The organism is Nocardioides sp. WG-D5 (assembly GCF_054031175.1).
In genome coordinates, this window is sequence record NZ_CM132928.1 from 2,125,516 (window position 1) to 2,150,987 (window position 25,472).

Below are 25,472 nucleotides of genomic sequence, written 5' to 3' on the forward strand. Positions count from 1 at the left end.
CCGGCCTACTGCTCGAGCATCCGGTTGGCGAGCTCGCGCAGCTCGGGAGTCATGTCTCCCTCGTGCACGACGGTTCTCCGGCCGTCCACCTCGAACTCGTAGATGTAGCGGTCGGCGCCCTTCGGCTTGGACGGGGTCGCGTTGGCCAGCAGGTCACGCACCGTAGCCGCCTGGGCGTCGTCGGGCGCGAGCTCGGCGACCCCCTCCTGCGTACGTCCGATGAAACCGCCGCTGCGACGTAGCCTCACCACGGTCGGTGCCTCACCGTCGGGCCGGGACGTGCCGGACGCCGGGGTGACCCCGACCTCGGACCATGCCGTCGTGACCGCCTCGGCGTGTTCCCCGGCCTCGGCGACAGTGGCCGCGGCGAACCCGGCGAAGTCCGTGTCGGTGGTGACGGCGCCGTTGGCGAGCGCGGCGTACCAGATCTTGCCGGCCCCGTCCCACGAGTTGCCGCCGATCGCCTTGGCGGCGAGGGCGAAGGCGCGGTTGGGGATGCCGGAGTTGATGTGGACGCCGCCGTTGTCGTCGGTGCCGTCGTAGATGTCGTCCATGTGGGCCGGCTGCGGGTCCTTGCCCAGCTCGGGGTCGTCATAGGCCGTCCCCGGCTCGAGCATGTTCCGCAGCCCGACGCCCTGGACCGACTCGGTGAAGAGGCCCTCGCCGATGATCCAGTCGGCCTCGTCGGCGCTCTGACCGAGCAGACGCTGCTTCAGGCAGGAGCCGAACACGTCCGACATCGACTCGTTGAGCGCACCGGGCTGGCCCTGGTAGACGAGACCCGCGGTGTGCTCGGTGACAGCGTGGGAGAGCTCGTGGCCGATCACGTCGACGGCCTTGGTGAAGCGCTGGAAGACCTTGCCGTCGCCGTCGCCGAAGACCAGCTGGGTGCCGTCCCAGAAGGCGTTGGCGTAGTCGCGGTCGTAGTGGACGGTCATCACGACCTCGATGCCCCGCCCGTCGTAGGAATCGCGGCCGTAGACCTCCTCGAAGAGCGCCAGCGAGCCGGTGATGCCGGCCGCGGCCTCGTCGACGCTCTCGTCGCCCGACTCCTGCTCGCCCGCGGCCCGCACCTTCTCGCCGGGAAGGTCGGTGCCGTTGCCGGCGGAGTAGACGGTCCAGTCGCCGGCCTCGGCGGCCGTGCTGCCCGCCTCCGGGGCAGGGAGCTCGGCGAGGACCCTGGTCAGGTGCTCGGCCCGAGCGGCTCGGAAACCGTTGTCCTGGTCGAGACGACCGGGATCGAGCCGCTGCATCAGGTAGGGAGGCACGATGTGGCAGACGTGATTCCGAGAGGTCATGGGTTCAGCCAACCGTCATCTCCGGATGCGGGTCAAGGACGTCGCGGCGGATAAGATCAGACGTCCCGTCCCGCGCCAGAAATCGAGCCGCTTCGCACATGTCCGAGATCCTCAAGGCCAATCTTCGCAACGTCGCCATCGTTGCGCACGTCGACCACGGCAAGACCACGCTGGTCGACGCCATGCTGAAGCAGGCCGGTGCTTTCTCCGAGCACGCCATGGAGTCGGTCGAGGACCGCGTCATGGACTCCGGTGACCTGGAGCGCGAGAAGGGCATCACCATCCTCGCGAAGAACACCGCCATCCACTACACCGGGCCGTCCGCGCCCGAGGGGATGACGATCAACATCATCGACACCCCCGGCCACGCCGACTTCGGTGGCGAGGTCGAGCGCGGTCTGTCGATGGTCGACGGCATCGTGCTGCTCGTGGACGCCTCCGAAGGCCCGCTGCCGCAGACCCGGTTCGTGCTGCGCAAGGCGCTCAACGCCGACATGCCGGTCGTGCTGGTGGTCAACAAGGTCGACCGCCCCGACGCCCGCATCGAGGAGGTCGTCGACGAGACGTACGAGCTCTTCATGGACCTGCTCGACGACTCCCACAGCCAGGACGCGCTCGACTTCCCGGTGATCTACGCCTCCGGCAAGGCCGGCGTGGCGAGCCTCGAGCAGCCGGAGAACGGCACCCTGCCCGACTCCAAGGACCTCGAGCCGCTCTTCTCCACGATCCTGGAGACCATCCCGGCCCCGACCTACGAGGCCGGCGCGCCGCTGCAGGCCCACGTCACCAACCTCGACGCCTCCCCGTTCCTCGGCCGCCTCGCGCTGGTCCGCATCCACCAGGGCACCCTGAAGAAGGGCCAGAACGTCGCCTGGATGAAGCGTGACGGCGAGACCAAGAACGTACGCATCACCGAGCTGCTCATCACCGACGGTCTCGAGCGCAAGCCCGGCGAGGAGGCCGGCCCCGGTGACATCGTCGCCGTCGCGGGCATCCCCGAGATCATGATCGGTGAGACGCTGGCCGACCCGGAGAACCCGGTCGCGCTGCCGCTGATCCACGTCGACGACCCGGCCATCTCGATGACCATCGGCACCAACACCTCGCCGCTGGTCGGCAAGGTCAAGGGCGCCAAGGTGACCGCTCGCATGGTCAAGGACCGCCTCGACCAGGAGCTGATCGGCAACGTGTCGCTGCGGGTGCTGCCCACCGACCGTCCCGACGCCTGGGAGGTCCAGGGCCGCGGCGAGCTGGCGCTGGCGATCCTGGTCGAGCAGATGCGTCGCGAGGGCTACGAGCTGACCGTCGGCAAGCCGCAGGTGGTCACCCGCGAGATCGACGGCAAGCTCCACGAGCCGTTCGAGCGCCTCACCATCGACGCCCCGGAGGAGTTCCTCGGCACCATCACCGAGCTGCTCGCCAACCGCAAGGGCCGCATGGAGGGCATGACCAACCACGGCACCGGCTGGGTCCGGATGGAGTTCATCGTCCCCTCCCGCGGCCTGATCGGCTTCCGCACCGACTTCCTCACCGAGACCCGCGGCACCGGCATCGCCCACCACATCTCCGAGGGCTACTTCCCGTGGGCCGGCGAGATCCGCTCGCGCAACAACGGCTCGCTGGTCGCCGACCGCGCCGGTGCTGCCTCGGCCTACGCGATGACCTCGCTCCAGGAGCGTGGCGTCCTCTTCGTCGAGCCGACCACCGAGGTCTACGAGGGCATGATCGTCGGCGAGAACTCCCGCCAGGACGACATGGACGTCAACATCACCAAGGAGAAGCAGCAGACCAACATCCGGTCCGCCACCTCCGACAACTTCGAGAAGCTGATCCCGCCGAAGAAGCTCTCCCTCGAGCAGTGCCTGGAGTTCTGCCGCGAGGACGAGTGCGTCGAGATCACCCCGGACCAGATCCGCATCCGCAAGGTCATCCTCGACCAGAACGAGCGGGCCAAGATCGCGAGCCGGGCTCGTAAGGCCAACAAGTAGGTCTGACCTCCGCCCTACGACGGCCGCCGACTCCTCGAGTCGGCGGCCGTTTCGTTGTCCTCACCCTGCGACACTTCCACCATGAGGAGAGCCGAGTGACCCTCACGACCACGGCCGCGCTCGTCAGCGCGGCCTACGAGACAGGTCGCGGCGTCGCCGCCTTCAACGCGATCAACCTGGAGACCGTCGAGGCGATCGCGGCGGGAGCCGAGTCGGCGAACCACCCGGTCATCGTGCAGATCAGCGAGAACGCGGTCCGCTACCACGGCGGCCTGGCACCGCTGGCCCACGCCGCGATCGCGGTCGCGTCGAACGCCGCGATGCCGATCTCGCTCCACCTGGACCACGCAACCGACGAGCGCCTGGTCGGGATCGCGGTCGACCTCGGCTTCTCGTCGGTGATGTACGACGCCTCCCAGCTCGCCTACGAGGAGAACCTGACCCGCACCGCCGCCGTCGTCCGCCGCTGCCACGACCGCGGCGCCCACGTCGAGGCCGAGCTGGGCGAGGTCGGCGGCAAGAACGGCGTCCACGCGCCGGGCGTACGCACCGACCCGGCGCAGGCCGCAGCCTTCGTCGCCGGCACGGGCGTGGACGCCCTCGCCGTCGCGGTCGGCTCGAGCCACAAGATGACCACCCGCGACGCGGCCCTGGACGAGGCGCTGATCTCGGCGATCCGGCGGGCGGTCGACGTACCGCTGGTGCTGCACGGCTCCTCCGGGGTCAGCGACGACGGGCTCCGGGGCGCGATCGCGGCCGGGATGACGAAGATCAACGTCGCGACCCAGCTCAACAAGGCCTTCACGGCCGCGGTGCGGGAGACCCTCGGAGCCGACCCCGGCCTGGTCGACCAGCGGCGCTACCTCGGCGCGGGCCGGGACGCGATGGCCGCCGAGACCGCTCGCCTGCTGAGGGTGATTTCTCATCAATAAAGTGGAAGCGCTCCCACCACAACAAAATCGTTACTCACGCGCCTCTTGACAGGGAGTTGTGAGCACACTCACACTCTCCCTAGTCCCGAGAGTGGAAGCGCTCTCACTCCCCACACAGACGTGCAGGAGCACCCCCGTGTCCAAGATCTCCAAGTCATGGCGCCGTGCGCCACGGACCGCCCTCGCCGCGTGCGCGGTCGCCTCCCTCGTCGCCGGCCTGGCCGCCTGCGGCGGTGACGGTGGCGACGACGAGCAGGCTGCGCTCGGCAAGGACGACACCCTGACCATCACGACGTTCAGCGAGTTCGGCTACGGCGACCTCATCGAGCAGTGGAACGCCGACCCTGACCGTCCCTTCAAGGTCAAGCAGACCGTGGTCGCCGAGTGGGACACCTGGAAGCAGAGCCTCACCACCGGCCTGCAGTCGGGTGAAGGTCTCACCGACATCGTCGCCGTCGAGGGCGACATGATGCCCGCGCTCGTCGCCGAGGGCGCCTCCGAGCAGTTCGTCGACCTCACCGACAAGGAGCTCGACAGCCGCTGGATGGAGTCGAAGTACCTCGAGGGCCAGACCGCCGACGGCAAGCAGATCGGTTACCCGACCGACGCCGGCCCCGAGGCGTTCTGCTACCGCGCCGACCTCTTCGAGAAGGCCGGCCTCCCGTCCGACCGCGAGTCCGTGAAGGCCCTCTTCAAGGACTGGGACACCTACTTCGCCACCGGCGAGCAGTTCAAGAAGAAGGTGCCGAACACGGCTTGGTACGACTCCAGCGGCGCGATCGCCCAGGCGATGCTCAACCAGGTGGAGTACCCCTTCCAGACCAAGGACCAGAAGATCGACGTCGACAACCCGGAGCTCCGGAACGTCTACGACACGGTCTCGCAGTACGCCCCCACCCTCTCGACGAAGGTCGAGCAGTGGGGCGAGGACTGGATGGCCAACTTCACCAACGACGGTTTCGCCACCATCCCGTGCCCGGGCTGGATGTTCGCCAACATCAAGGACTCCGCGCCTGACGTGAAGGGCTGGGACATCGTCGACGCCTTCCCGGGCGGCGGCGGTAACTGGGGCGGCTCCTACCTCGCCGTCCCGGCGCAGTCGCAGCACCAGGAGGAGGCCAAGGAGTTCGCCAACTACCTGACCAACGCCGAGTCCGAGGTGGCCGCTTCCAAGGTGGCCGGTAACTTCCCGGCGAACCTGGAGGCGCAGGAGACCCTGGCCGCCGAGAACGCCACGGACCCCTACTTCAACGACGCCCCCACCTCGCAGATCCTCGCCAACCGGGCGAAGGCCGTGCCGGCGGGTGTGCCGTTCAAGGGTGACAAGTACTCCGACATCCTGGGCCTCTTCCAGCAGGCGATCCGACGTGTGGACGAGGGCACCGACCCCGACAAGTCGTGGGCGACCTTCGTCGAGGGCGTCGAAGGAATGTCCTGATCCATGCCGACCACCACCTCTGCCCCGGTCGAGAACGCCACTCCGGCGCCCTCGACCGGGGCAGCACCCCGCCGCCAGGCGTGGCGTAACCGGCTCTCCCGGTGGGACTTCAAGCTCTCGCCCTACCTGTACGTCGCGCCGTTCTTCCTGGTGTTCATCCTCATCGGGCTCTACCCGATGCTCTACACCGGCTACCTGTCCTTCTTCTCCTGGCCCGCCTACGGTTCCGAGATCGGTTCGTGGGTCGGCTGGGACAACTACGCCCACGTCCTCGGTGACTCGGTCTTCCGCAAGGCCTTCTGGAACACCATCGGGATGTTCCTGCTCTCCTCGGTTCCACAGATCATCGTGGCGACGATCCTCGCCGCGCTGCTCGACACCCGGCTCCGGGGCCGCACCCTGTGGCGGATGAGCATCCTGCTGCCCTTCGTGGTCGCTCCCGCGGCGTCCGCGATGATCTTCGGCGCGATCTTCGCCGACGGCACGGGCCTGATCAACCAGACGCTCGACGGCTTCGGCCTCCCGAAGGTGCCGTGGCACGCCGACCGGTTCGCGAGCTGGACCGCGATCGCGACCATGGTCAACTGGCGCTGGACGGGCTACAACGCGCTGATCATCCTCGCCGCCATGCAGGCGATCCCGCGGGACCTCTACGAGGCGGCGGAGATCGACGGAGCCTCCAAGGTGAAGCAGTTCTTCAACGTCACGCTGCCCTCGATCCGGCCGACGATGATCTTCGTCATCGTCACCTCGACCATCGGCGGCCTGCAGATCTTCACCGAGCCCCGGATCTTCGACACCAACCTCCGCTTCCAGGGCGGCTCCGACTTCCAGTACACGACCCTGACGATGTACGTCTTCAACACCGCCCAGACCACGACCAACCCGTATCCACGTGCGGCCGCCGCCGCCTGGGTGCTCTTCCTCATCATCGTGGGGATCGCACTGGTCAACTTCCTGGTCACCCGGGCCGTCCAGCGAAGGAGTTTGCGATGAGCAGACGACCTGGATTCCTCGTCTACGGCCTGCTCACGGCATTCCTGCTGGGCTCGGCCTTCCCCCTCTACTGGTCCTTCGTGATCGGTTCGGTCACCCGGCAACGGGCGATCCAGTCGCCCCCGCCGCTGGTCCCGGGAGGACACTTCCTCGAGAACGCCGGCCGGGTCTTCGACCGGATCGACTTCTGGTCGGCGCTGCTCAACTCGATCATCGTCTCGGGGATCTCGGCGGCCTCGGTCGTGCTGTTCTCGACGCTGGCCGGCTACTCCTTCGCCAAGCTCCGCTTCCGCGGCTCCAACGCGGGGATGGTCTTCGTCGTCGCCACCCTGGCGGTGCCGACCCAGCTGGCCCTGGTGCCGATGCTCAAGCAGTTCTCCAACCTCGGCCTGACGGGCACGCACGCCGCCGTGATCCTGCCGTGGGTGGTGACCGCGTTCGGCGTCTTCTTCATGAGGCAGTACCTCGTCGACGCGATCCCCGACGAGCTCATCGACGCGGCCCGCGTCGACGGCGCGTCCATGATCCGTACGTTCTGGACCGTCGCCATCCCGGCGGCGCGTCCCGCGATGGCGATCCTCGGTCTGTTCACCTTCATGCAGGTGTGGACCGACTTCATGTGGCCGCTGATCGTGCTGCAGGGGTCCGACGTGCAGACCCTGCAGACCGCGCTCGACGCGCTCAAGGTCGCGCCCGGTCAGGGACATGCCGACATGGCCCTGGTCCAGGCCGGAACGATCCTCGCGACCGTACCCCTACTTCTGTTGTTCATCGCCACCGGACGCCACCTGGTGTCCGGCATCATGCAAGGAGCCGTCAAAGGATGACCACCTCGACTCACCAGGGTCGCACCTTCCCCGAGAACTTCCTCTGGGGCGCTGCCACGGCGTCCTACCAGATCGAGGGAGCGGTCGACGAGGACGGACGTACGCCGAGCAACTGGGACACCTTCTCCCGGGTCCCCGGGGCGATCCTCAACGGCGACACCGGGGATGTGGCGTGCGACCACTACCACCGGATGCCCGAGGACGTCGCGCTGATGAAGCGCCTCAACCTGGCCTCGTACCGGTTCTCGACGGCGTGGCCGCGGATCCGGCCCGACGGCGGCAAGGTCAACCAGGCAGGGCTCGACTTCTACAACCGGCTCGTCGACGAGCTGCTCGAGGCCGACATCGCCCCGTGGATCACGCTCTACCACTGGGACCTGCCGCAGGCGCTGGAGGACCAGGGCGGCTGGACCAGCCGGGACACCGCCTACCGGTTCGTGGAGTACGCGACCACCGTCTACGACGAGCTCTCCGACCGCGTCGACAACTGGACGACGCTGAACGAGCCGTGGTGCTCGGCGTTCCTCGGCTACTCGGGCGGCCAGCACGCTCCGGGCCGCCAGGAGGGCGTGGCCGGCATCGTCGCGGCCCACCACCTCATGCTCGGCCACGGCCTGGTGGTCAACGAGCTGCGCAGTCGCGGCGCGACGCCGGAGAACGGGAAGTCCCTCGGCATCACCCTCAACCCGACGGTCGTCGACCCCTACGACGCCGACCGTCCCGAGGACGTCGACATGACCCGGCGGATCGACGGCCTGCACAACCGGGTGTTCTTCGAGCCGCTGTTCCGGGGCAAGTACGCCGACGACCTCGCCGCCGACACCGAGGGGCTGACCTTCCAGGGCCGGCCGTGGCAGGACTGGGTGCTCGAGGGCGACCTCGAGGTCATCTCCGCGCCTCTCGACGTGCTCGGGATCAACTTCTACTTCGGCAACGCCATCGCGGCGAAGCCGTTCGAGATCGACCCCGACGAGGTGCTGGGCAGCCGGCTCGTCCACTCCGACTTGCCGCGGGGGAACCCGTACCCCGGTGCCGAGTTCGTCACCCCGCGCACAGGTCGTGCCACGACCGCCCGCGACTGGGAGATCGACCCGGTCTGGCTGACCCGGCTGCTGACCCGGCTCAACGACGAATACGGTGCCCCGCCGATCTACATCACCGAGAACGGCGCCTACTATGACGACGTGGTCGAGGACGGGGCAGTGCACGACACCGCCCGTCTCGACTACATCGACCAGCACCTGCGCGCGACCCTCGACGCGATGGAGCAGGGTGCGGACGTACGCGGCTACTTCGCCTGGTCCCTGCTCGACAACTTCGAGTGGAGCTACGGCTACGCGCACCGCTTCGGGATCGTGCACGTGGACTTCGAGACCCAGGTGCGCACCCTGAAGGACAGCGGCCTCTGGTTCGCCGACGTCGCCGCCAACAACCGGGTGCCGGCCCGCCCGTGAACATGCCCACGCTCGACGAGGTCGCCCGGCTGGCTGGTGTCAGCCGGGCGACCGCGTCGCGCGCCATCAACGGCGGCTCGCGGGTCTCGGCGAAGGCGGCAGAGGCCGTCGCCGAGGCCGTACGGACGCTGGGCTACGTCCCCAACCCGGCTGCTCGCTCCCTGGTGACGCGCCGGACCGACACCGTCGCGATGGTCGTGCCGGAGTCGGACGAGCGCGTCTTCGCCGACCCGTTCTTCGCCCGCACCCTGCACGTGGTGACCCAGGTTCTCGCCCAGCGTGACCTGCAGGTCGTGCTGCTGATCGCGCAGCCGGGCGACGAGATGCAGCGGACGCTGCGCTATCTGCGCGGCGGGCACGTCGACGGTGCGATCGTCGTCTCCCACCACCGCAACGACGCCCTCGCCGACCACCTCGCGGCCATCGGGCTGCCGGCCGCGTTCATCGGCCGGCCGTTGACCGGCGCGGAGAAGGTCTTCTACACCGACCCCGACAACATCGCCGGCGCCCGCCAGGTCACCAACATCCTGATCGAGCGCGGCTGTCGTCGCATCGGCACCATCACCGGTCCCATCGACATGAGCGCCGGCACCGACCGGGCCGCCGGATGGCGGGCCGCCCTCGAGGCCGCCGGGCTCGCCACCGACGCGGTCGTCGAGGGCGACTTCACCGAGGACGGCGGCGAGGCCGCCTGCGAGATCCTGCTCCGCGACCATCCGGACATCGACGGCCTGATGGTCGCCTCCGACCTGATGGCCGCAGGCGCGCTCCGCGTGCTCGGCCGGGCCGGCCGCCGCGTACCCGACGACATCGCAGTCGTCGGCTACGACGACCTCGGCATCGCCGAGCGCACCACTCCCCCGCTCACCACGGTCAAGAACCCGATAGGAGACATGGCGAGGGAGGCCGTCCGGCTCCTCCTCGCCCAGCTCGACGGCGGCACCACGATCCCTCGCCGGGTCGTCTTCGCGCCCGAGCTGGTGCGGCGTACGTCTGCCTGATCCGACCTCGCCGGCGCGAGGCACCACGCGTCCGCCCGCATATCGCAGTGCGGACTCGCCCCGGGCCTCCTTCCCGGCATCCTGTTAGCGTCGCTTGGCGATGCCACATCGCAATTCGACTGGCAGCGTGCCCCGCCCGAAGTCGGCTACCCGAGTCGACTTCCGCTCACCGGACCTCCAGGACGGTCAGCATCTGTGGCGGATGGCACGGGACTCTCGGGTACTCGACGTCAACACCTCGTACGCCTACCTGCTGTGGGCGCGCGACTTCGCGGCGACCTCGATCGTCGCGACCGTCGATGACGATCCAGGGGGATTCGTCATCGGCTACCGGCGGCCGGACGAGCCGGAGACCCTGATGATCTGGCAGGTCGCCGTCGACGAGCGGCACCGCGGCCAGGGTCTGGCCCGCCGCATGCTCGACACGCTCGTCGACAGCCTCTCCGGCCCCGCAGAACGTCGCCTCTCCGGCGACCCGGCAGTACGCCGCCTGGAGACGACCATCACCGCGGACAACAGCGCCTCCATCGCGCTGTTCACCTCGTTCGCGAACGCACGCAGCGCCCCGATCGAGCGCACGCCGCTCTTCGAGGCCGCGATGTTCCCCGACGGGCACGACCCGGAGCTGCTGTTCCGCATCGGCCCGTTCTCGACCGCACGACCCGGCCGGAACACCGGCTCGGGATCGACGACACACGGAGGTGTCATGTCCATGACGACGACCGCCGAACCCGCCACCGCGATCTTCGACTCCCTCGAGTCGCAGGTCCGCAGCTACTGCCGCAGCTGGCCGGCGGTGATGACCCACTCCCAGGGCTCCACCGTCACCAGCGAGGACGGGAGGGAGTTCCTGGACTTCTTCGCCGGAGCGGGCGCGCTCAACTACGGGCACAACAACCCCGCGCTGCTCGATCCCCTGCTCGACTACCTGCGCGAGGGCCGCATCGTGCACTCGCTGGACATGCACACCAGCGCCAAGCGAGACTTCCTGCAGGCCTTCTCGGACCTGATCCTCGAGCCGCGCAACCTCGACTACAAGGTGATGTTCCCGGGTCCGACCGGGACCAACTCCGTCGAGGCCGCTCTCAAGCTGGCCCGCAAGGCGACGGGACGCCAGCACGTGCTGTCCTTCACCAACGCGTTCCACGGGATGACGCTCGGCTCGCTGTCGGTGACCGGCAACTCGATGAAGCGCAGGGGCGCGGGCATCCCGCTGACCAACAGCTCGAAGATCCCGTACGACGACTACTTCAACGGTGCCGTCGACGACTTCATGTGGCTGGAGCGGGTGCTCCAGGACAGCGGCTCCGGCGTCGACAAGCCGGCCGCGATCATCGTGGAGTCCGTCCAGGGCGAGGGCGGCCTCAGCGCCGCCCGGCTGGAGTGGCTCAAGGCGCTCTCGGACCTGTGCCGCGAGCACGACATCATCCTGATCCTCGACGACGTGCAGGCCGGCTGCGGCCGGACCGGCACCTTCTTCAGCTTCGAGGAGGCCGGGTTCACCCCCGACATCGTCTGCCTGTCGAAGTCGATCTCCGGCTTCGGCCTGCCGATGGCGCTGACCCTGATCCGGCCCGATCTGGACCAGTTCGAGCCCGGCGAGCACAACGGCACCTTCCGCGGCCACAACCTCGCCTTCGTCACCGCCCGGGTGGCGCTGGAGACCTACTGGGCCGACCAGTCCTTCCAGAAGGACGTCCAGGCGAAGGCCGCCGAGCTGCGCACGGGGCTGACGAAGATCGCTGATCGGTACGAGGGTGCGGCCGTCCGCGGTCGCGGTCTCCTGACCGGCATCGCCTTCCCGGACGCCAGCTCGGCGGGGAAGATCGCGGCCGCGGCGTACGAGCACGGCCTGCTGGTCGAGACCTCCGGGCCCGAGGACGAGGTCCTCAAGACGATGCCGCCGCTGACCATCACCTCCGAGGAGCTCGCGCGCGGTCTGGACGTCCTCGACGAGGCCACCGCGTCCGTCCTCGGCGACGGCACCCCGGCCTGACCGCCCCGAGACCCGAAACGGAGAGAACATGCGCGTCACCTATCTGGAAGACCTCGACGACACCGACCGAGACGTACGCGTCGAGTCCGCGCACGGGACCTGGCGCAGCCGCCGGATCGTGCTGGCCCGCGAGGGCGTCGGCTTCTCCTTCCACGAGACCAACATCCCGGCCGGGACGACGAACGAGTTCTGGTACGCCAACCACATCGAGTGCGTCTACTGCGTCGGCGGTGAGGGCGAGCTCCTCGACCGCGAGACGGGAGAGACGTACGAGATCCGCGACGGGATGTGCTACCTGCTCGACAAGCACGACAAGCACACCGTCACCGCCACGACGGACCTGCGTCTGATCTGCACCTTCAACCCGCCTGTCACCGGTCGTGAGGTGCACGACGCCGACGGCGTCTACCCGCTCCTCACCGAGACCAAGGAGGTAACTGCATGACCGCTACCACCGAACACGCCGAGGACGTGTACCCCACCCGCCTCGAGGACGGCTTCTCCGTGCTCCCCCGGCAGGACCAGGTCGTCTGGGGTACGGCCGCCGACGGGCCGATCGACCAGCAGACGCTCGACTCCTACGACGAGCGCGGCTACCTGACCGTGCCCGACCTCATCACCCCCGAGGAGGTCGAGGAGCTCCGCGCCGAGCTGCGTCGGCTCAGCAACGACCCGGAGACCCGTGCCGACGAACGTACGATCATCGAGTCCTCCTCCCAGGAGGTGCGCTCGATCTTCGAGGTGCACCGGACCAGCGACGTCGTCGCCCGGCTCGCGGCCGACCCACGCGTGGTCGGCCGCGCCCGGCAGATCCTCGGCTCGGACGTCTACATCCACCAGAGCCGGATCAACCTCAAGCCCGGCTTCGGCGGCGGCGACTTCTACTGGCACTCCGACTTCGAGACCTGGCACGCCGAGGACGGCCTGCCCCGGATGCGGACGGTCAGCATCTCCATCTCGCTGACCGACAACCACTCCTTCAACGGGCCGCTGATGATCATGCCCGGGACGCACCGGACGTACGTCTCGTGCGGCGGCGCCACTCCCGAGGACAACTACAAGTCCTCGCTGGTGATGCAGGGCGCGGGCACCCCGGACCAGGAGACGATCACGAAGATGGCGAACGTCTACGGGATCGACGTGCTGGCCGGTGCTGCCGGCAGCGCGGTCATGTTCGACTGCAACTGCATGCACGGCTCCAACGGCAACATCACGCCGTACCCGCGCTCGAACGTCTTCCTGGTGTTCAACAGCGTGGAGAACACGGCGGTCGAGCCGTTCTCGGCCCCGAGGCCGCGGCCCTCGTTCATCGGGGCGCGCGACTTCACGCCGGTGGGCTGACCGCCCCGCGGCGCCCGAGGTGGTGCGGCGTACGTCTGTCCGGTCTTTGCCTACCCCTAGGCTGAGCCCATGACACGCACCCGCGCCTTCTCGGGCGCCATGACCGGCGCGGCTCTGCTGGCGCTGTCGCTCGCCCTGACGGCCTGCGGTTCGGGCAAGGACTACGTGCAGGAGAAGACGGTCGAGCGGATCGCGACCGAGCAGCTCACCAACGCCATCGGCGTGACCCCCGAGGGCCTCGACTGCCCCGGCGACCTCGAGGGCAAGGTCGGCACCGAGATGACCTGCGTCCTCACCTCCGAGGGCGAGAAGTACGACGCGATCATCACCGTCGACGACGTCGACGGTGGCCGGGTCCACTTCAAGATCGACGTGCCGCCCAACGCCACGGAGTGAGCCCACAGAGTCCCCGGAACCGATAACCTGTTGAGTCGTGTCCCCTCATGCGAGGCCTTTCTTCGACCATGTCGCGCGCGTGTGCGACGGCACGCCCTACAAGGCGACCGAGACGGCGCGCGGGTTCGACGTCGAGCTCGACCTGGCCGACGAGCGCTGGCATCCCACGTTGCTGGCCGCCAAGCTGAACTGGGTCTTCACCTACCACGTGTCGATGCCGACCCGGAGCTCCTACGCGATCATCGAGGACACCCGCAGCCTCGTCTGGTTCGGCGACGTGCCGCACACCCAGAAGACCGGCGTACGCCGCATCGAGGCCGACGACGACCAGACCGACCAGGGCGTGTGGACCGTGCACGACCCCGCGGCGGTCCCCGACCTGGACCAGTTCCGCTTCGACGCCGAGGAGGGCCGCACGCTGATCACCAGCGTCGCCCGCCTCTACGCGCTGCAGCAGCGCGGCGCGCGGCACGAGGGGGCGGGCTTCTCCGTCGCCGTGGGCCTCGTCGTCACCCTCTCGGTGATCGCGACGGTCATCGGCGTGGCCGTGATCCTCAACCTGATGGGCACCTTCGGCTCGCCGTCTTGACCATGTCGTCGGGACAATCTGTGTGATGCTGACCCGCATGGATCCGATCCGCGAGGCGAAACGGCAGTGGATCGCGCACGGCTGGGCCGACGCTGCCGACGGGATGGCGCTGGTGACCTCGCTCGTGCGCGTGCACCAGCTCGTCATGGAGCGCGTCGATGCCGCGCTGCGCCCCCACGACCTCTCCTTCGCCCGCTACGAGGTGCTCCGCCTCCTCTCCTTCACCCAGGACGGCCAGCTCCCGATGGCCAAGCTGGGCTCCCGGCTCCAGGTCCACCCGGCCTCGGTGACCAGCGCGGTCGCCCGGCTGGAGAAGCAGGGCTTCGTACGCCGCAGCCGCTCCGACGCTGACGGCCGTGTGGTCCTCGCCGCCATCACCGACGCGGGACGCGAGGTGGTCGAGGCGGCCACGGTCTCGCTCAACACCGAGGTCTTCGAGAAGCCCGGGATCGAGGACGTACCCGGCGTGACCGCGCTGCTCAGCCAGCTCCGCGCGGCCTCCGGGGACACGGTCGACTAGGACGTGGCGTAACCGCCGAGTCGGGGCTGCTATCTCCAGAGCACGAAGTAGTAGACGAGCAGCGGGATCACGGGCGTCAGCAGAAACCAGGGCGTGACCAGCGAGAGCCTGTTGATCACGCGTACGCCGGCCACGGCCATCACGCCGAGAAGCACCGAGATCACGAAGAGACCCTCGCGCGCGCCGCCCTTGTCGGCACCGGTCGCGCCGAGCGCGGCCATCGCCAGGGAGTGCAGGAGCACGACGGCGCAGAGCAACGAGGACGCGACGTACTTCTTGACCTGCTCGATGTGCACGAGGATCAGCTCTTCTTGACGTATTCCGACTTGAGCTGCATCGGCCCGATGCCGTCGATCCTGCAGTCGATGTCGTGGCCGCCGAAGCCGTCGCCGAGGCGGATGTTCTTGACCTTGGTGCCGACCTTGACGACGAGGGAGGACCCTTTGACCTTCAGGTCCTTGATCACCGTGACCGAGTCACCATCGGCGAGCGGGGTCCCGTGGGCGTCGGTGATCTGCCCGGCATCGGCGATCTCGGTGTCCTCGGGATTCCACTCGTGTCCGCACATCGGGCAGACGAGCAGGGCGCCCTGCTCGTAGGAGTAGGCCTCGGAACATTCCGGGCATGGGGGCAGTGCGTCGGTCATCAGACTCTCTTCGATGTTGCTCATGGCGGGTGGGTCGGCGTCAGTCGTCGGCGACCGTCAGCTCGTCCTCGAACTCACTGCGGGTCTCGGCGAGGTTGAACAGGATGGTGCGTGCGGAGAACAGGAGGTCGCGGACCTCGGGGATGCTGATGGAGTACACGACCTCGCTTCCTTGCCGGTAGGAGGCCACGAGCGAGGTGCGCCGCAGCACCGAGAGCTGCTGCGACAGGTTGCTGGGCTCGATCGCGATCCGTTCCAGGAGCTCGTGGACGGCGTGGTCGCGCTCGGCGAGGAGCTCCAGGATGCGGATCCGCGCGGGGTGGCCGAGGGTGCGGAAGAACTGGGCCTTGGCCTGGTAGAGCGGGACGCTCATCGAGTCCTCCGTCGAACGGGATGGAGCGGGAAGTCCGGCATGGGACTACGATACATGACTTGAAGATATCTTCATGTCTTGGATTCATTTCGCCACTCGACCTTCAGGAGCACCTAGTGGCCAACGTGAGCGCCGGTCGGATCGAGATCGGCGACGTCATCACCATCCCGGGAACACCGATGCGTCGGTGCCGGGTGCGCCTGATCCGGTCCGCCGTTCCGGGCGTCGTGTGGCTCTATCTGACCGACTCGACCGGGAAGCGGATCCGTCGTCACGTCGCGCTCCCGCTGGACCAGAGCATCCTGCGCCACCACACCACACCGTTCGATCCCGATCAGATCCCGGAGGACGGCTAGGTGGTCGCCGTGTCGTCGGTGTCCCTCGCGGGGCTGAGAGATCGCGGCGTCGCCCTGCTGCCGGGCCGGGAGGACTGGCAGGCGGTCAGACGGGATCCGAGGAGAGACCTGGTCGCCGGGGTCACGGTCGCCGTGGTGGCACTGCCGCTGGCGCTCGCGTTCGGGGTGTCCTCCGGGATGGGAGCGTCGGCCGGGATCGTGACAGCCGTGGTCGCAGGCATCGTCGCCGCCGTGTTCGGCGGCTCGAACCTGCAGGTCTCCGGGCCGACCGGGGCGATGACGGTCGTGCTGGTGCCGATCATCCACGACTTCGGCCGTGACGGGGTGCTGATGGTCGGACTGCTGGCGGGGATCATGCTGCTGATCGCCGCCGGGCTCGGTCTCGGGAAGCTGGTGCGCTACCTGCCGATACCGGTGATCGAGGGATTCACGGTGGGGATCGCCGTGGTGATCGGGCTGCAGCAGGTGCCGGCGATGTTCGGGATCGACGGCGGCGAGTTCGAGCACACCTGGCAGGTCGCTCTCGACGTGGTCCGTCGCTGGCTCGGACAGCCACAGTGGGCACCCGTGGTGATGGCGGTGCTGGTGGCGGCGTTCATCCTCGCCGCGCAGCGGTGGCGTCCGGCGGTGCCGTGGTCTCTGGTCGCGATCGTGCTGGCCACCGTGGCCGGGCTGTGGTCACCCGTCGAAGGGATCGGAGAGCTGCCGCCGGGCCTGCCCGCGCCGAGCGCTGGATTCGTGTCGCTCTCCGGGCTGACCGCCCTGGTCCCCGCGGCCGCGGCGGTTGCCGCGCTGTCTGCCCTGGAGAGCCTGCTGTGCGCGACCGTGGCCGACTCGATGACCGTGGACGAGTCCCACGACCCCGACCGCGAGCTCATCGGCCAGGGGCTGGCCAACCTCGCGGTGCCGTTCTTCGGCGGCGTACCCGCGACGGCGGCGATCGCGCGCACCGCCGTCAACGTGCGTGCCGGGGCGCGCTCCAAGCTGGCCGCTGTCACTCATGCGGTGGTCCTGTTGGTGATCGTGAGCGCGCTGGCCGGTCTGGTCTCGCACATCCCGCTCGCGGCGCTCGCCGGCGTGCTGCTGGCCACCTGCGTACGCATGATCGAGGTCGCCTCGGTCCTCGCCCTGCTGCGCTCGACCCGCGGCGACGCGGTCGTCCTGGTGCTCACCTTCGTCGTCACGGTCGCCTTCGATCTCGTCGACGCGGTGATCGCGGGGCTGCTGGTCTCCATCCTGTACGCCCTGCGGCAGGTCGCCCGGAGTGCGGTCATCGAGCGGGTCGAGCCGTTCGGGCCGGCCCGTGGGATGCACTCGGAGGAGGAGCACGAGCTGCTGAAGAAGCACATCGTCGTCTACCGCTTCGACGGACCGCTCTTCTTCGCCGCCGCCCACCGCTTCCTGCTCTAGCTCTCCGAGGTCGCCGATGTGCGAGTCGTGGTGCTGAGGATGTCCCGTGTGACCACGATCGACGCGACCGGCGCAAAGGTCTTGGACGAGGTCATCTCCCGTCTCGAGCGACGGGGCAAGGTCGTCATGATCTCGGGCATCTCTCCCGAGCACGCCGAGATCCTGGCCCGCCTCGGGGTCGCCGACCACCTGCGCCGCGACAACCGCATCCACAGCACGACTCCGGAGGCCATCTCCCGCGCGCTGGAACTGGTGGCCGAGCACGCCGCGACGTGAGGCCGTGGGCCCAGGCGTACGCGCGTACTGGCGAGTATGTGATCCACGACCTATCCTGGAAATACTTGGACGTCCAACTATTCCCCTGGGAGCACCGCCCATGTCCGACCTCCACATCCCCCAGAACCACGTGCGGATCGTGACCGCGAGCAGCCTCTTCGACGGCCACGACGCGGCGATCAACATCATGCGCCGGATCTTCCAGGCCCAGGGATGCGAGGTGATCCACCTCGGTCACAACCGCTCCGTGACCGAGATCGCCGACGCCGCCGTCCAGGAGGACGCCCACTGCGTCGCGGTCTCCTCCTACCAGGGCGGCCACGTGGAGTTCTTCGAGTATCTGGTCAGCGCGCTCAAGGAGCGCGGCGCCGGCCACGTCAAGGTCGTGGGCGGGGGCGGCGGCGTCATCGTCCCCTACGAGATCGAGCGGCTGGCAAACTCCGGCGTCAAGATCTTCTCCCCCGAGGACGGCCAGCGACTGGGCCTCCCCGGGATGATCAACTCGGTCGTACGCGACATCGACCGCGACCTGTGGCCCACCTTCCCGATCACCCCCGACGGCGTGGTCGCCGGCTACGGGCTCGCCATCGGACGCGCGATCACCGGTGCCGAGCAGGGCCGGCTGCCCGAGGACTTCCTCGCCCGGCTGCAGGAGGCCGACCAGGCGGTCGTCCTCGGCATCACCGGCACCGGCGGGTCCGGCAAGTCCTCCCTCACCGACGAGCTGGTCCGGCGGCTGCGCAACGACCAGGAGGACAAGATCCGCATCGGCGTCCTCGCCATCGACCCGACCCGGCGGCGCGGTGGCGGCGCGCTGCTCGGCGACCGGATCCGGATGAACTCGCTGGCCGCGATGCACGACGGCGGCTCGACCACGTTCTACCGCTCCCTCGCCACGCGCGGCGGTCACGAGGTGCCCGAACGCTTCGCCGAGGTGCTCGCGGTGATGAAGTCCGCCGTCGACCTGGTCATCGTCGAGACGCCCGGCATCGGCCAGGGCGACACCGGGATCAGCGACTTCGTCGACGTCTCGCTCTACGTGATGACGCCCGAGTTCGGCGCCGCCTCGCAGCTCGAGAAGATCGACATGCTCGACTTCGCCGACGTCGTCGCGATCAACAAGTTCGAGCGGCGTGGGGCCGAGGACGCGCTGCGCGACGTGTCGCGCCAGCTCGTCCGCAACCGGGAGGCGTTCACCTCCTCGCCCGAGGACATGCCGGTCTTCGGCACCTCCGCCGCCGCCTTCGACGACGACGGCGTCACCGCGCTCTACCAGCACATCAAGGGTCTTCTCGGCGAGGCCGGCCTCGCGCTGAGCGAGGGCACGCTGCCCCGTGTCTCGACCCGCCACTCGACGGGCCTGCACCCGATCATCCCCGAGAAGCGGGTGCGCTACCTGGCCGAGATCGCCGGCGACGTACGCGACTACCACGCGCGCACCGTCGAGCTCATCGCCGCGGCGCGCAAGGAGCAGGCCTACGAGATCGTCTCCGCGGACCACCCCGAGCTCGAGGTCCCGGCCTCCGAGCTCCCCGAGGACCTCCGCACGCAGCTGGACTCGTGGCAGGAGACCAAGGAGACGTACGCCGCCGATGACAGCGGCCGGACCTCGCTGGCCGGCAACTACATCCCGCGTGTGGCCACCCCGGGCTACACCGACCGCGGTGAGCTGACCCGGTTCCTGCGCAACGAGAACCTGCCCGGGTTCTTCCCGTTCACCGCGGGCGTCTTCCCCTACAAGCGCGCCAACGAGGACCCGGCCCGGATGTTCGCCGGTGAGGGCGACCCGTTCCGCACCAACCGCCGCTTCAAGCTGCTCTCCGAGGGCCAGCCCGCCACCCGGCTCTCGACCGCGTTCGACTCGGTCACGCTCTACGGCCGTGACCCCGACCTCCGCCCCGACATCTACGGCAAGGTCGGCACCTCGGGCGTCTCGGTCGCGACGCTCGACGACATGAAGGCGCTCTACGACGGCTTCGACCTGCTCGCCCCGACGACCTCGGTGTCGATGACGATCAACGGGCCGGCGCCGACGATCCTGGCGTTCTTCCTCAACACCGTGATCGATCAGGCCCGCGAGCGCGGCGTCGACCCGGCGAAGGCGCTGCAGACGGTGCGTGGCACGGTGCAGGCCGACATTCTCAAGGAGGACCAGGGCCAGAACACCTGCCTGTTCTCCACCGAGTTCTCCCTGCGCTGCATGGCCGACATCCAGGAATGGTTCATCCAGAACAGCGTCCGCAACTTCTACTCGGTGAGCATCTCGGGCTACCACATCGCCGAGGCCGGGGCGAACCCCATCTCCCAGCTCGCCTTCACCCTGGCCAACGGGTTCACCTACGTGGAGTCCTACCTCGCCCGCGGCATGTCGATCGACGACTTCGCCCCCAACCTGTCCTTCTTCTTCTCCAACGGCATGGACCCCGAATACTCCGTCATCGGCCGCGTCGCCCGCCGGATCTGGGCCATCGCCATGCGGGAGCGCTACGGCGCCTCGGAGCGCAGCCAGAAGCTGAAGTACCACATCCAGACCTCCGGCCGGTCCCTGCACGCCCAGGAGATGGACTTCAACGACATCCGCACCACCCTCCAAGCGCTCATCGCGATCTACGACAACGCCCAGTCACTGCACACCAACGCCTTCGACGAAGCCGTCACCACCCCCTCGGAAGAATCCGTGCGCCGGGCGCTGGCGATCCAGCTGATCATCAACCGCGAATGGGGACTCGCGTTCAACGAGAACCCGCTGCAGGGCTCCTTCATCATCGACGAGCTCACCGACCTCGTCGAAGAAGCCGTCCTGAAGGAGTTCGACCGGATCTCCGAACGCGGCGGCGTCCTCGGCGCCATGGAGACCGGCTACCAGCGCGGCAAGATCCAAGACGAGTCGATGCTCTACGAGCACCGCAAGCACGACGGCACCCTGCCCATCGTCGGCGTCAACACCTTCGTCCGTGACACCAACGGCACCCCCGCCGGGCCCGTCGAGCTCGCCCGCGCCACCGAGACCGAGAAGAAGTCCCAGCTCGACCGCGTCCACGCCTTCCAGGCCGCCCACGCGACCGAAGCCCAGGCCGCCATCGCCCGGCTCAAGCAGGCCGCGACCTCCGACGAGAACATCTTCGCCGCCCTCATGGACGCCGCCCGGGTCTGCTCGCTCGGGCAGGTCACCGAGGCGTTCTTCGAGGTCGGGGGCCAGTACCGGCGGAACGTCTGATGGATGTTCGTCAAGGTATGCAGCCGAACTGTCACTCCCCTGGCGGAGTTCCGCACGGGAAGTGACGACCGACCTGCATACCTTGGTGAACATGCGCGACGACCTAGGCACCCCGTACGACGGCCGACGCCCCGCGACCCGGGTGGTCTCGCTGGTCCCGTCGCTGACCGAGGCGCTCGCCTCGGTCGCGGCGGACCGGCTGGTCGGGGCGACGGACTGGTGCACGCATCCGGCCGACCTGGACGTTCCCCGCGTGCGCGGCACCAAGAATCCGGACCTGGCCGCGATCGCCGCGCTCGCGCCGGACGTCGTGGTGGCCAACAAGGAGGAGAACCGGGAGCTGGACGTACGCCGACTGCGGGAGCGTGGCGTCCGGGTCTGGGTGACGGACATCGAGACCGTGCCGCAGGCCGTCGCATCGATGGAGCGTCTTCTCGACGGGATCGGCTGGGAGCGCCCGGACTGGCTCACGGAGGCCCGCCGGCTGTGGTGCGGGCCGCTCCCCCGGGTCAGCCGCCGGATCGCGGTGCCGATCTGGCGCGACCCGTGGATGGTCGTCGGGTCACGGACGTTCACCGGCGACCTGCTGCGGCGGCTGGGCTGGGAGAACGTCTTCGGTCAGCACGATGACCGCTACCCCCATCTCGACCTGGCCGAGATCGACGCCGCCGGAGCCGATGCGGTGCTGCTCCCCGACGAGCCGTACGTCTTCACCGCCGAGGACGGCCCGGAGGCCTTCACGCGGACGCCGACCGAGCTGGTCAGCGGCCGGCTGATCACCTGGTACGGACCGAGTCTCGTCGAGGCCCATCGGTGGGCAGTCGGCTGATCGCCGGCACCTGGGCCAGGCCGTTGACGAAGACCGAGAAGACCAGCAGGGCGAGCGCCCATCCCGGATGACCGGCGTCGAGGAGCGCCAGCGAGGCGAGCCCGAAGACGATCACCTTCACCACCGGCCGGATCACCGGCCCGCTCCGCGTCGCCTTGGGCGAGGCGAACAGGCCCCAGGCGACCATGGCCACCACCGGCAGCAGCCAGACCAGCAGCCACCTCGGTTCGTGCTGCCAGCCCCAGACCCCGAAGGCGGCCATCGCCAGCAGCTCGTCGATGAACACCAGAGTCAGAACGAACCAGCCGAAGACCGCCACGGCGACATCGTAGGGTCGGCCCAGGCGTACGGCGCCTGAATACTGTCGTCGGGGATCACCTGCTCCACCGCTCGGTCTGAGTGAGCCGGAACAGCAGGACCAGCGGAGGAACCACCACGACCCCCGCGATCGCGACGGCGACCAGCAGCGCCTGCAGGGTCGCCTCGGCCCCGCCCGCATCGGCGAGACGGACCTCGTCGACCAGGAGCCACGGATACTGCCCGACTCCCCAGCCGGAGATCACGGTGGCCACCGCGATCAGGGCCGGAAGCCGGGCGAGGGCGTAACGTCTCTTCCAGAGCAGCCACAAGGTGGCCACCCCGGCCAGGAACGAGCAGATGATCAGCGGCGCGGCCTGTCGCTCCAGCCCGTCGGCCAGCGTGGGCGCATCGATCTCGATCGGGATCAGCGCGATGAAGACGACCAGTCCGGTGGCCAGCCCGACCCCCAGGGTCCGGACCCGGAGAGCCGAAGCGAGGGCGGGCTTTCCGCCACGTACGGCGTCGGCGCAGAGGAACACGCCGGCCAGGAAGGCGCAGGTGCCGACCGCGATGATCCCGCCGAAGACCGAGGTCGGGTTCAGCCAGGACGACCAGCGGTCGCCGTAGCCCTCGGCAGGCACCCGGCCGGAGGCGATCGCCCCGGCGACGGTCCCCAGGAAGAACGGCGTGATGATCGAGGAGGTCGCGAAGACGACGCCGAAGGTGCGGGCCTGGGACAGCGTCGCGGAGTACTTCCGGAACGCGAACGACGCACCACGGAGCACGATGCCGAGCAGCGCCAGCAGCAACGGGACTATCAGGGTCGTCATGACCGCGGCGAACGACTCCGGGAACCCGGTCCACCACACCACCAGGCAGTAGATCAGCCACACGTGGTTGACCTCCCACACCGGCCCGATGCTGTGGTCGATCAGCGTGCGGAGCTCCGCACCCCGCCGTGCCCCACCGGCCGTGAGGTCGAAGAAGCCGGACCCGAAGTCGGCTCCGCCGAACAGCGCGTACGCCAGGACCCCGACGAACAGCGCCGCCGCGACGGCCACCTCCAGACTCATCGGCGGCCGTCCTCCGAGATCGCCGGACCGTAGGGGCTGGGCAGGTCCTCGCCGTCCTCGCGCCACCGCCGCGCCATCGAGCGCAGCACCAGGACGGCACCGATCGTCAACAGCGTGTAGACCACCAGCATCGTGCCGAAGACCCACCACAGACCCGGGTTGTCACCGGCGGCGTCGATGGTGCGCATGATGTCGTAGACGACCCACGGCTGGCGCCCGACCTCGGTGGCGACCCAGCCGGACTCGAGCGCGACCACGGCCAGCGGCCCGGCGGCGACCGCGAACCAGCAGAACCATCGGGTCTCGAGCAGGTCGCGACCACGCCAGCGCAGCAGCCAGTAGCCGATGACGGCCAGCATCAGCAGCGATCCGATGCCGATCATCGTCTGGAACGCGAGATGGGTGATGTTGACCGGCGGGACGTCGGAGGCCGGGAAGGTGTCGAGCCCGCGCACGGGCAGGTCGAAGCTGCCGCGGGCGATGAAGGAGCCCCAGTTGGGGATCTCGATGAAGTAGCGCGGTTCGCCGTCGATCATCAGCCCGCCCAGGCGCAGCGGCGCCGGCTGCTCGGTGGTCTCGGCGAGCTCGAAGGCGGCCAGCTTCGCCGGCTGCGTCTCGCCGAGGCGGATGCCGAGGACGTGGCCGACGACGGGCTGGAGCACGGCCGCCACCGAGGCGAAGACGAACGGCACCGTGAAGCCGAGCCGGTGATGGCGGTCGCGCCGCCCGCGCAGGGCACCGGCGGCGTAGACCGCCGAGACCACGAAGCCCGCCACCATGAACGCGGCCAGCCACATGTGCAGGAACTGCAGCAGCGCGCCCTGGTTGAACATCGCCTTCCACGGTTCGACGTCGACAACGTCGCCCGCGGCGTTGATCCGGAAGCCGGTGGGCATGTTCATCCAGGCGTTGACCGAGATGACGCAGAAGGTGCCGAAGATCCCGGCGGCGGCCATCGGAAGCAGGCAGAGCAGGTGCAGGCGCGGCGACATCCGTCCCCAGCCGTAGAGGTAGAGGCCGAGGAAGATCGCCTCGGTGAAGAACGAGAGCCCCTCGAACGCGAACGGCAGCCCGAGGACGTCGCCGAACTTCTCCATCAGCCCCGGCCAGAGCAGCCCCATCTCGAAGCTGAGCACGGTGCCGGAGACCGCGCCGATCGCGAAGAGCACCGCGGAGACCTTCGCCCACCGTTTCGCCAGGGTGAGCGCCACCTCGTTGCCACGGAGACCGAGGAGGTGGACGACGAAGATCATGCTCGGGAAGGCGACGCCGAAACAGGCCAGGATGATGTGCCACCCGAGCGAGAAGGCCATCTGCTGTCGCGCCGGTAGGAGCCCGGCGGGCTCCTCGGCAGCAAGCGCAAGCGCTTCGGCGATCACGGTTCGAGCCTAAGCACACCGAACCAAACGGTCACCAACGGCGGGGGCGACGGCCTCAGTCGCGCGAGGCGAGAACCGCCAGGTCACGTACGGCATAGCGGTGGTGCTCGGCCTCCTCGTTCAGGACGACCTTGAGGCAGCGACGTACGGAGAACTCCGCGTCGGTGTAGCCGCCGACCGGGCGCCGTCGGCAGAGCCGGTCGAGATCCTCGTCGGTGACACCCGCGACGTAGCCACGGATCGTCGCCATCCGCGCGGCCCGGGCAGCCAGCACCTCGTCGAAGGCCGCCTCGACGCTGGTGTCGATCCCGGTGCCTTCGTCAGTCCCCGCCGGACCGTAGCCGAGCGGGTGGTAGGGCGAGTCCTCCTCGAGCACACAGTTGCCGAACCACTTGTCACTGGCGAAGAGCAGGTGTCGCAGCGTCTCCACGAACGACCACTCGTCGTCGACGCGCTCGCGCCGCTTCTCCTCGGGCATCGCCCGGACCCGCTCGATCGTCGCTGCCCACTCCGCCTCGAGCAGATTCCAGACCGAGCGGATCTCGTCGGCAGTCTCCGCCTCGCGCGCGAGCCGGCGTGACGGGTGGACGCGGTCGAGCTCGGACTGGACGTACGCCGTCACGTCGACGTCGTTGACCACGACCCGCCCGAAGTCACCGCCGAGATAGACGTCGCGACCCCAGCAGTCGACGATCTTCAGCCGCTCCTCGAACCAGCAGTCCCGGATCTCCAGACCGCTGAGATCGCTCTGCGTGATCAGCGCTCGGCGGAACTGGTCGGTCTCGGCGTACGTCTGCTCGGAGGGCATACGCCATCGTCGGCCGCCCCGGCCCACCC

26 protein-coding genes are annotated in these 25,472 nt (G+C 68.8%); 18 read left to right on the forward strand and 8 right to left on the reverse strand.

The window, feature by feature from the left end; translation table 11 throughout:
- Positions 1 to 5 precede the first annotated feature (5 nt).
- On the reverse strand, positions 6 to 1,298 hold the full coding sequence (locus tag ACWZJV_RS10370; protein ID WP_457181366.1) for a protealysin inhibitor emfourin: 1,293 nt from the start codon (positions 1,296 to 1,298) through the stop codon (positions 6 to 8).
- A 98-nt stretch (positions 1,299 to 1,396) separates the two neighbouring features.
- On the opposite strand from ACWZJV_RS10370, the gene typA reads away from it, so the two are divergent.
- The 13 genes from typA to ACWZJV_RS10435 all read left to right on the forward strand — a co-directional run bounded on the left by typA (position 1,397) and on the right by ACWZJV_RS10435 (position 14,776).
- A complete protein-coding gene (typA, locus tag ACWZJV_RS10375) occupies positions 1,397 to 3,286 on the forward strand; it encodes a translational GTPase TypA (RefSeq protein ID WP_008360757.1) in 1,890 nt (629 codons plus the stop codon).
- Positions 3,287 to 3,381: 95 nt separating this feature from the next.
- Positions 3,382 to 4,218 carry a class II fructose-bisphosphate aldolase gene (locus ACWZJV_RS10380; RefSeq protein ID WP_457181367.1) on the forward strand — a complete coding sequence of 279 codons (837 nt, stop codon included), beginning with the start codon at positions 3,382 to 3,384 and terminating at the stop codon, positions 4,216 to 4,218.
- A gap of 136 nt (positions 4,219 to 4,354) precedes the next feature.
- The gene (locus tag ACWZJV_RS10385) at positions 4,355 to 5,656 is read left to right on the forward strand and encodes an ABC transporter substrate-binding protein (protein ID WP_008360753.1); all 1,302 of its coding nucleotides are present in this window, start codon (positions 4,355 to 4,357) and stop codon (positions 5,654 to 5,656) included.
- A gap of 3 nt (positions 5,657 to 5,659) precedes the next feature.
- Positions 5,660 to 6,652, forward strand: coding sequence for a carbohydrate ABC transporter permease (locus ACWZJV_RS10390; RefSeq protein ID WP_008360752.1), 993 nt, complete (start codon positions 5,660 to 5,662; stop codon positions 6,650 to 6,652).
- Entirely contained in the window at positions 6,649 to 7,479 is an 831-nt protein-coding gene (locus ACWZJV_RS10395; protein WP_040756108.1) for a carbohydrate ABC transporter permease, read from the forward strand. Before ACWZJV_RS10390 ends, ACWZJV_RS10395 begins: the two co-directional genes overlap by 4 nt.
- The gene (locus tag ACWZJV_RS10400; RefSeq protein WP_008360750.1) at positions 7,476 to 8,933 is read left to right on the forward strand and encodes a GH1 family beta-glucosidase; all 1,458 of its coding nucleotides are present in this window, start codon (positions 7,476 to 7,478) and stop codon (positions 8,931 to 8,933) included. The genes ACWZJV_RS10395 and ACWZJV_RS10400 overlap by 4 nt, the downstream gene beginning before the upstream one ends.
- 2 nt (positions 8,934 to 8,935) lie before the next feature.
- The gene (locus tag ACWZJV_RS10405; RefSeq protein ID WP_231380623.1) at positions 8,936 to 9,934 is read left to right on the forward strand and encodes a LacI family DNA-binding transcriptional regulator; all 999 of its coding nucleotides are present in this window, start codon (positions 8,936 to 8,938) and stop codon (positions 9,932 to 9,934) included.
- Positions 9,935 to 10,034: 100 nt separating this feature from the next.
- Entirely contained in the window at positions 10,035 to 11,930 is a 1,896-nt protein-coding gene (gene ectB / locus ACWZJV_RS10410; RefSeq protein WP_457181368.1) for a diaminobutyrate--2-oxoglutarate transaminase, read from the forward strand.
- 28 nt (positions 11,931 to 11,958) lie between these two features.
- Positions 11,959 to 12,375, forward strand: coding sequence for an ectoine synthase (locus tag ACWZJV_RS10415; RefSeq protein ID WP_457181369.1), 417 nt, complete (start codon positions 11,959 to 11,961; stop codon positions 12,373 to 12,375).
- Positions 12,372 to 13,271 carry an ectoine hydroxylase gene (thpD, locus tag ACWZJV_RS10420; protein ID WP_196872738.1) on the forward strand — a complete coding sequence of 300 codons (900 nt, stop codon included), beginning with the start codon at positions 12,372 to 12,374 and terminating at the stop codon, positions 13,269 to 13,271. The genes ACWZJV_RS10415 and thpD overlap by 4 nt, the downstream gene beginning before the upstream one ends.
- 69 nt (positions 13,272 to 13,340) lie before the next feature.
- A complete protein-coding gene (locus ACWZJV_RS10425; protein ID WP_196872737.1) occupies positions 13,341 to 13,667 on the forward strand; it encodes a DUF4333 domain-containing protein in 327 nt (108 codons plus the stop codon).
- A 37-nt stretch (positions 13,668 to 13,704) separates the two neighbouring features.
- Complete coding sequence (locus ACWZJV_RS10430; protein WP_196872736.1) at positions 13,705 to 14,256, forward strand: hypothetical protein; 552 nt, start codon at positions 13,705 to 13,707, stop codon at positions 14,254 to 14,256.
- A 25-nt stretch (positions 14,257 to 14,281) separates the two neighbouring features.
- Positions 14,282 to 14,776 (forward strand): MarR family winged helix-turn-helix transcriptional regulator, encoded by a 495-nt coding sequence (locus ACWZJV_RS10435; RefSeq protein ID WP_457181370.1) that lies wholly within the window; start codon positions 14,282 to 14,284, stop codon positions 14,774 to 14,776.
- A 29-nt stretch (positions 14,777 to 14,805) separates the two neighbouring features.
- Here ACWZJV_RS10435 and ACWZJV_RS10440 read toward each other — a convergent pair whose 3' ends face one another.
- From ACWZJV_RS10440 to ACWZJV_RS10450, 3 genes are read right to left on the reverse strand one after another with little or no spacing between them, the layout of a single operon-like run.
- Complete coding sequence (locus ACWZJV_RS10440; protein WP_457181371.1) at positions 14,806 to 15,072, reverse strand: transcriptional regulator; 267 nt, start codon at positions 15,070 to 15,072, stop codon at positions 14,806 to 14,808.
- A 5-nt stretch (positions 15,073 to 15,077) separates the two neighbouring features.
- Positions 15,078 to 15,446, reverse strand: a complete 369-nt coding sequence (locus ACWZJV_RS10445) for a zinc ribbon domain-containing protein YjdM (protein ID WP_457181373.1) — start codon at positions 15,444 to 15,446, stop codon at positions 15,078 to 15,080.
- A gap of 16 nt (positions 15,447 to 15,462) precedes the next feature.
- Complete coding sequence (locus ACWZJV_RS10450; protein WP_008360734.1) at positions 15,463 to 15,795, reverse strand: ArsR/SmtB family transcription factor; 333 nt, start codon at positions 15,793 to 15,795, stop codon at positions 15,463 to 15,465.
- Between the two features lie 116 nt (positions 15,796 to 15,911).
- Here ACWZJV_RS10450 and ACWZJV_RS10455 point away from each other — a divergent pair, with 116 nt between their 5' ends.
- From ACWZJV_RS10455 to ACWZJV_RS10475, 5 genes are all read left to right on the forward strand, one after another.
- Positions 15,912 to 16,151 (forward strand): hypothetical protein, encoded by a 240-nt coding sequence (locus ACWZJV_RS10455; RefSeq protein WP_457181374.1) that lies wholly within the window; start codon positions 15,912 to 15,914, stop codon positions 16,149 to 16,151.
- A 9-nt stretch (positions 16,152 to 16,160) separates the two neighbouring features.
- Positions 16,161 to 17,561, forward strand: a complete 1,401-nt coding sequence (locus tag ACWZJV_RS10460) for a SulP family inorganic anion transporter (RefSeq protein ID WP_457181375.1) — start codon at positions 16,161 to 16,163, stop codon at positions 17,559 to 17,561.
- Between the two features lie 30 nt (positions 17,562 to 17,591).
- Positions 17,592 to 17,837 (forward strand): STAS domain-containing protein, encoded by a 246-nt coding sequence (locus ACWZJV_RS10465; RefSeq protein ID WP_457181944.1) that lies wholly within the window; start codon positions 17,592 to 17,594, stop codon positions 17,835 to 17,837.
- Positions 17,838 to 17,937: 100 nt separating this feature from the next.
- Complete coding sequence (gene icmF / locus ACWZJV_RS10470) at positions 17,938 to 21,054, forward strand: fused isobutyryl-CoA mutase/GTPase IcmF (RefSeq protein ID WP_457181376.1); 3,117 nt, start codon at positions 17,938 to 17,940, stop codon at positions 21,052 to 21,054.
- 91 nt (positions 21,055 to 21,145) lie between these two features.
- Entirely contained in the window at positions 21,146 to 21,883 is a 738-nt protein-coding gene (locus tag ACWZJV_RS10475; protein ID WP_457181377.1) for a helical backbone metal receptor, read from the forward strand.
- On the opposite strand, the gene ACWZJV_RS10480 is transcribed toward ACWZJV_RS10475, so the two are convergent.
- The 4 genes from ACWZJV_RS10480 to ACWZJV_RS10495 are packed head-to-tail and all read right to left on the reverse strand — an operon-like array spanning position 21,831 to position 25,443.
- Positions 21,831 to 22,202, reverse strand: a complete 372-nt coding sequence (locus ACWZJV_RS10480) for a YrdB family protein (protein ID WP_457181378.1) — start codon at positions 22,200 to 22,202, stop codon at positions 21,831 to 21,833. The genes ACWZJV_RS10475 and ACWZJV_RS10480 overlap by 53 nt on opposite strands.
- Before the next feature lie 55 nt (positions 22,203 to 22,257).
- Positions 22,258 to 23,256 carry a cytochrome d ubiquinol oxidase subunit II gene (locus tag ACWZJV_RS10485; protein WP_457181379.1) on the reverse strand — a complete coding sequence of 333 codons (999 nt, stop codon included), beginning with the start codon at positions 23,254 to 23,256 and terminating at the stop codon, positions 22,258 to 22,260.
- Positions 23,253 to 24,635, reverse strand: a complete 1,383-nt coding sequence (locus ACWZJV_RS10490) for a cytochrome ubiquinol oxidase subunit I (RefSeq protein WP_457181380.1) — start codon at positions 24,633 to 24,635, stop codon at positions 23,253 to 23,255. The genes ACWZJV_RS10485 and ACWZJV_RS10490 overlap by 4 nt, the downstream gene beginning before the upstream one ends.
- A gap of 55 nt (positions 24,636 to 24,690) precedes the next feature.
- Positions 24,691 to 25,443: a DinB family protein gene (locus ACWZJV_RS10495; RefSeq protein WP_457181381.1), complete on the reverse strand. Its 753-nt coding sequence runs from the start codon at positions 25,441 to 25,443 to the stop codon at positions 24,691 to 24,693.
- Between the last annotated feature and the right edge of the window lie 29 nt (positions 25,444 to 25,472).

Bases quoted from the DNA above. Each gene is read 5' to 3' on its own strand.
- ACWZJV_RS10395 (WP_040756108.1), top strand. From the start codon at position 6,649: ATGAGCAGACGACCTGGATTCCTCGTCTACGGCCTGCTCACGGCATTC.
- ACWZJV_RS10370 (WP_457181366.1), bottom strand. From the start codon at position 1,298: ATGACCTCTCGGAATCACGTCTGCCACATCGTGCCTCCCTACCTGATG.
- thpD (WP_196872738.1), top strand. From the start codon at position 12,372: ATGACCGCTACCACCGAACACGCCGAGGACGTGTACCCCACCCGCCTC.
- ectB (WP_457181368.1), top strand. From the start codon at position 10,035: ATGCCACATCGCAATTCGACTGGCAGCGTGCCCCGCCCGAAGTCGGCT.
- ACWZJV_RS10475 (WP_457181377.1), top strand. From the start codon at position 21,146: ATGCGCGACGACCTAGGCACCCCGTACGACGGCCGACGCCCCGCGACC.
- ACWZJV_RS10390 (WP_008360752.1), top strand. From the start codon at position 5,660: ATGCCGACCACCACCTCTGCCCCGGTCGAGAACGCCACTCCGGCGCCC.
- typA (WP_008360757.1), top strand. From the start codon at position 1,397: ATGTCCGAGATCCTCAAGGCCAATCTTCGCAACGTCGCCATCGTTGCG.
- ACWZJV_RS10485 (WP_457181379.1), bottom strand. From the start codon at position 23,256: ATGAGTCTGGAGGTGGCCGTCGCGGCGGCGCTGTTCGTCGGGGTCCTG.
- ACWZJV_RS10425 (WP_196872737.1), top strand. From the start codon at position 13,341: ATGACACGCACCCGCGCCTTCTCGGGCGCCATGACCGGCGCGGCTCTG.
- ACWZJV_RS10400 (WP_008360750.1), top strand. From the start codon at position 7,476: ATGACCACCTCGACTCACCAGGGTCGCACCTTCCCCGAGAACTTCCTC.
- ACWZJV_RS10405 (WP_231380623.1), top strand. From the start codon at position 8,936: ATGCCCACGCTCGACGAGGTCGCCCGGCTGGCTGGTGTCAGCCGGGCG.
- icmF (WP_457181376.1), top strand. From the start codon at position 17,938: ATGTCCGACCTCCACATCCCCCAGAACCACGTGCGGATCGTGACCGCG.
- ACWZJV_RS10415 (WP_457181369.1), top strand. From the start codon at position 11,959: ATGCGCGTCACCTATCTGGAAGACCTCGACGACACCGACCGAGACGTA.
- ACWZJV_RS10445 (WP_457181373.1), bottom strand. From the start codon at position 15,446: ATGAGCAACATCGAAGAGAGTCTGATGACCGACGCACTGCCCCCATGC.
- ACWZJV_RS10450 (WP_008360734.1), bottom strand. From the start codon at position 15,795: ATGAGCGTCCCGCTCTACCAGGCCAAGGCCCAGTTCTTCCGCACCCTC.
- ACWZJV_RS10495 (WP_457181381.1), bottom strand. From the start codon at position 25,443: ATGCCCTCCGAGCAGACGTACGCCGAGACCGACCAGTTCCGCCGAGCG.
- ACWZJV_RS10435 (WP_457181370.1), top strand. From the start codon at position 14,282: ATGCTGACCCGCATGGATCCGATCCGCGAGGCGAAACGGCAGTGGATC.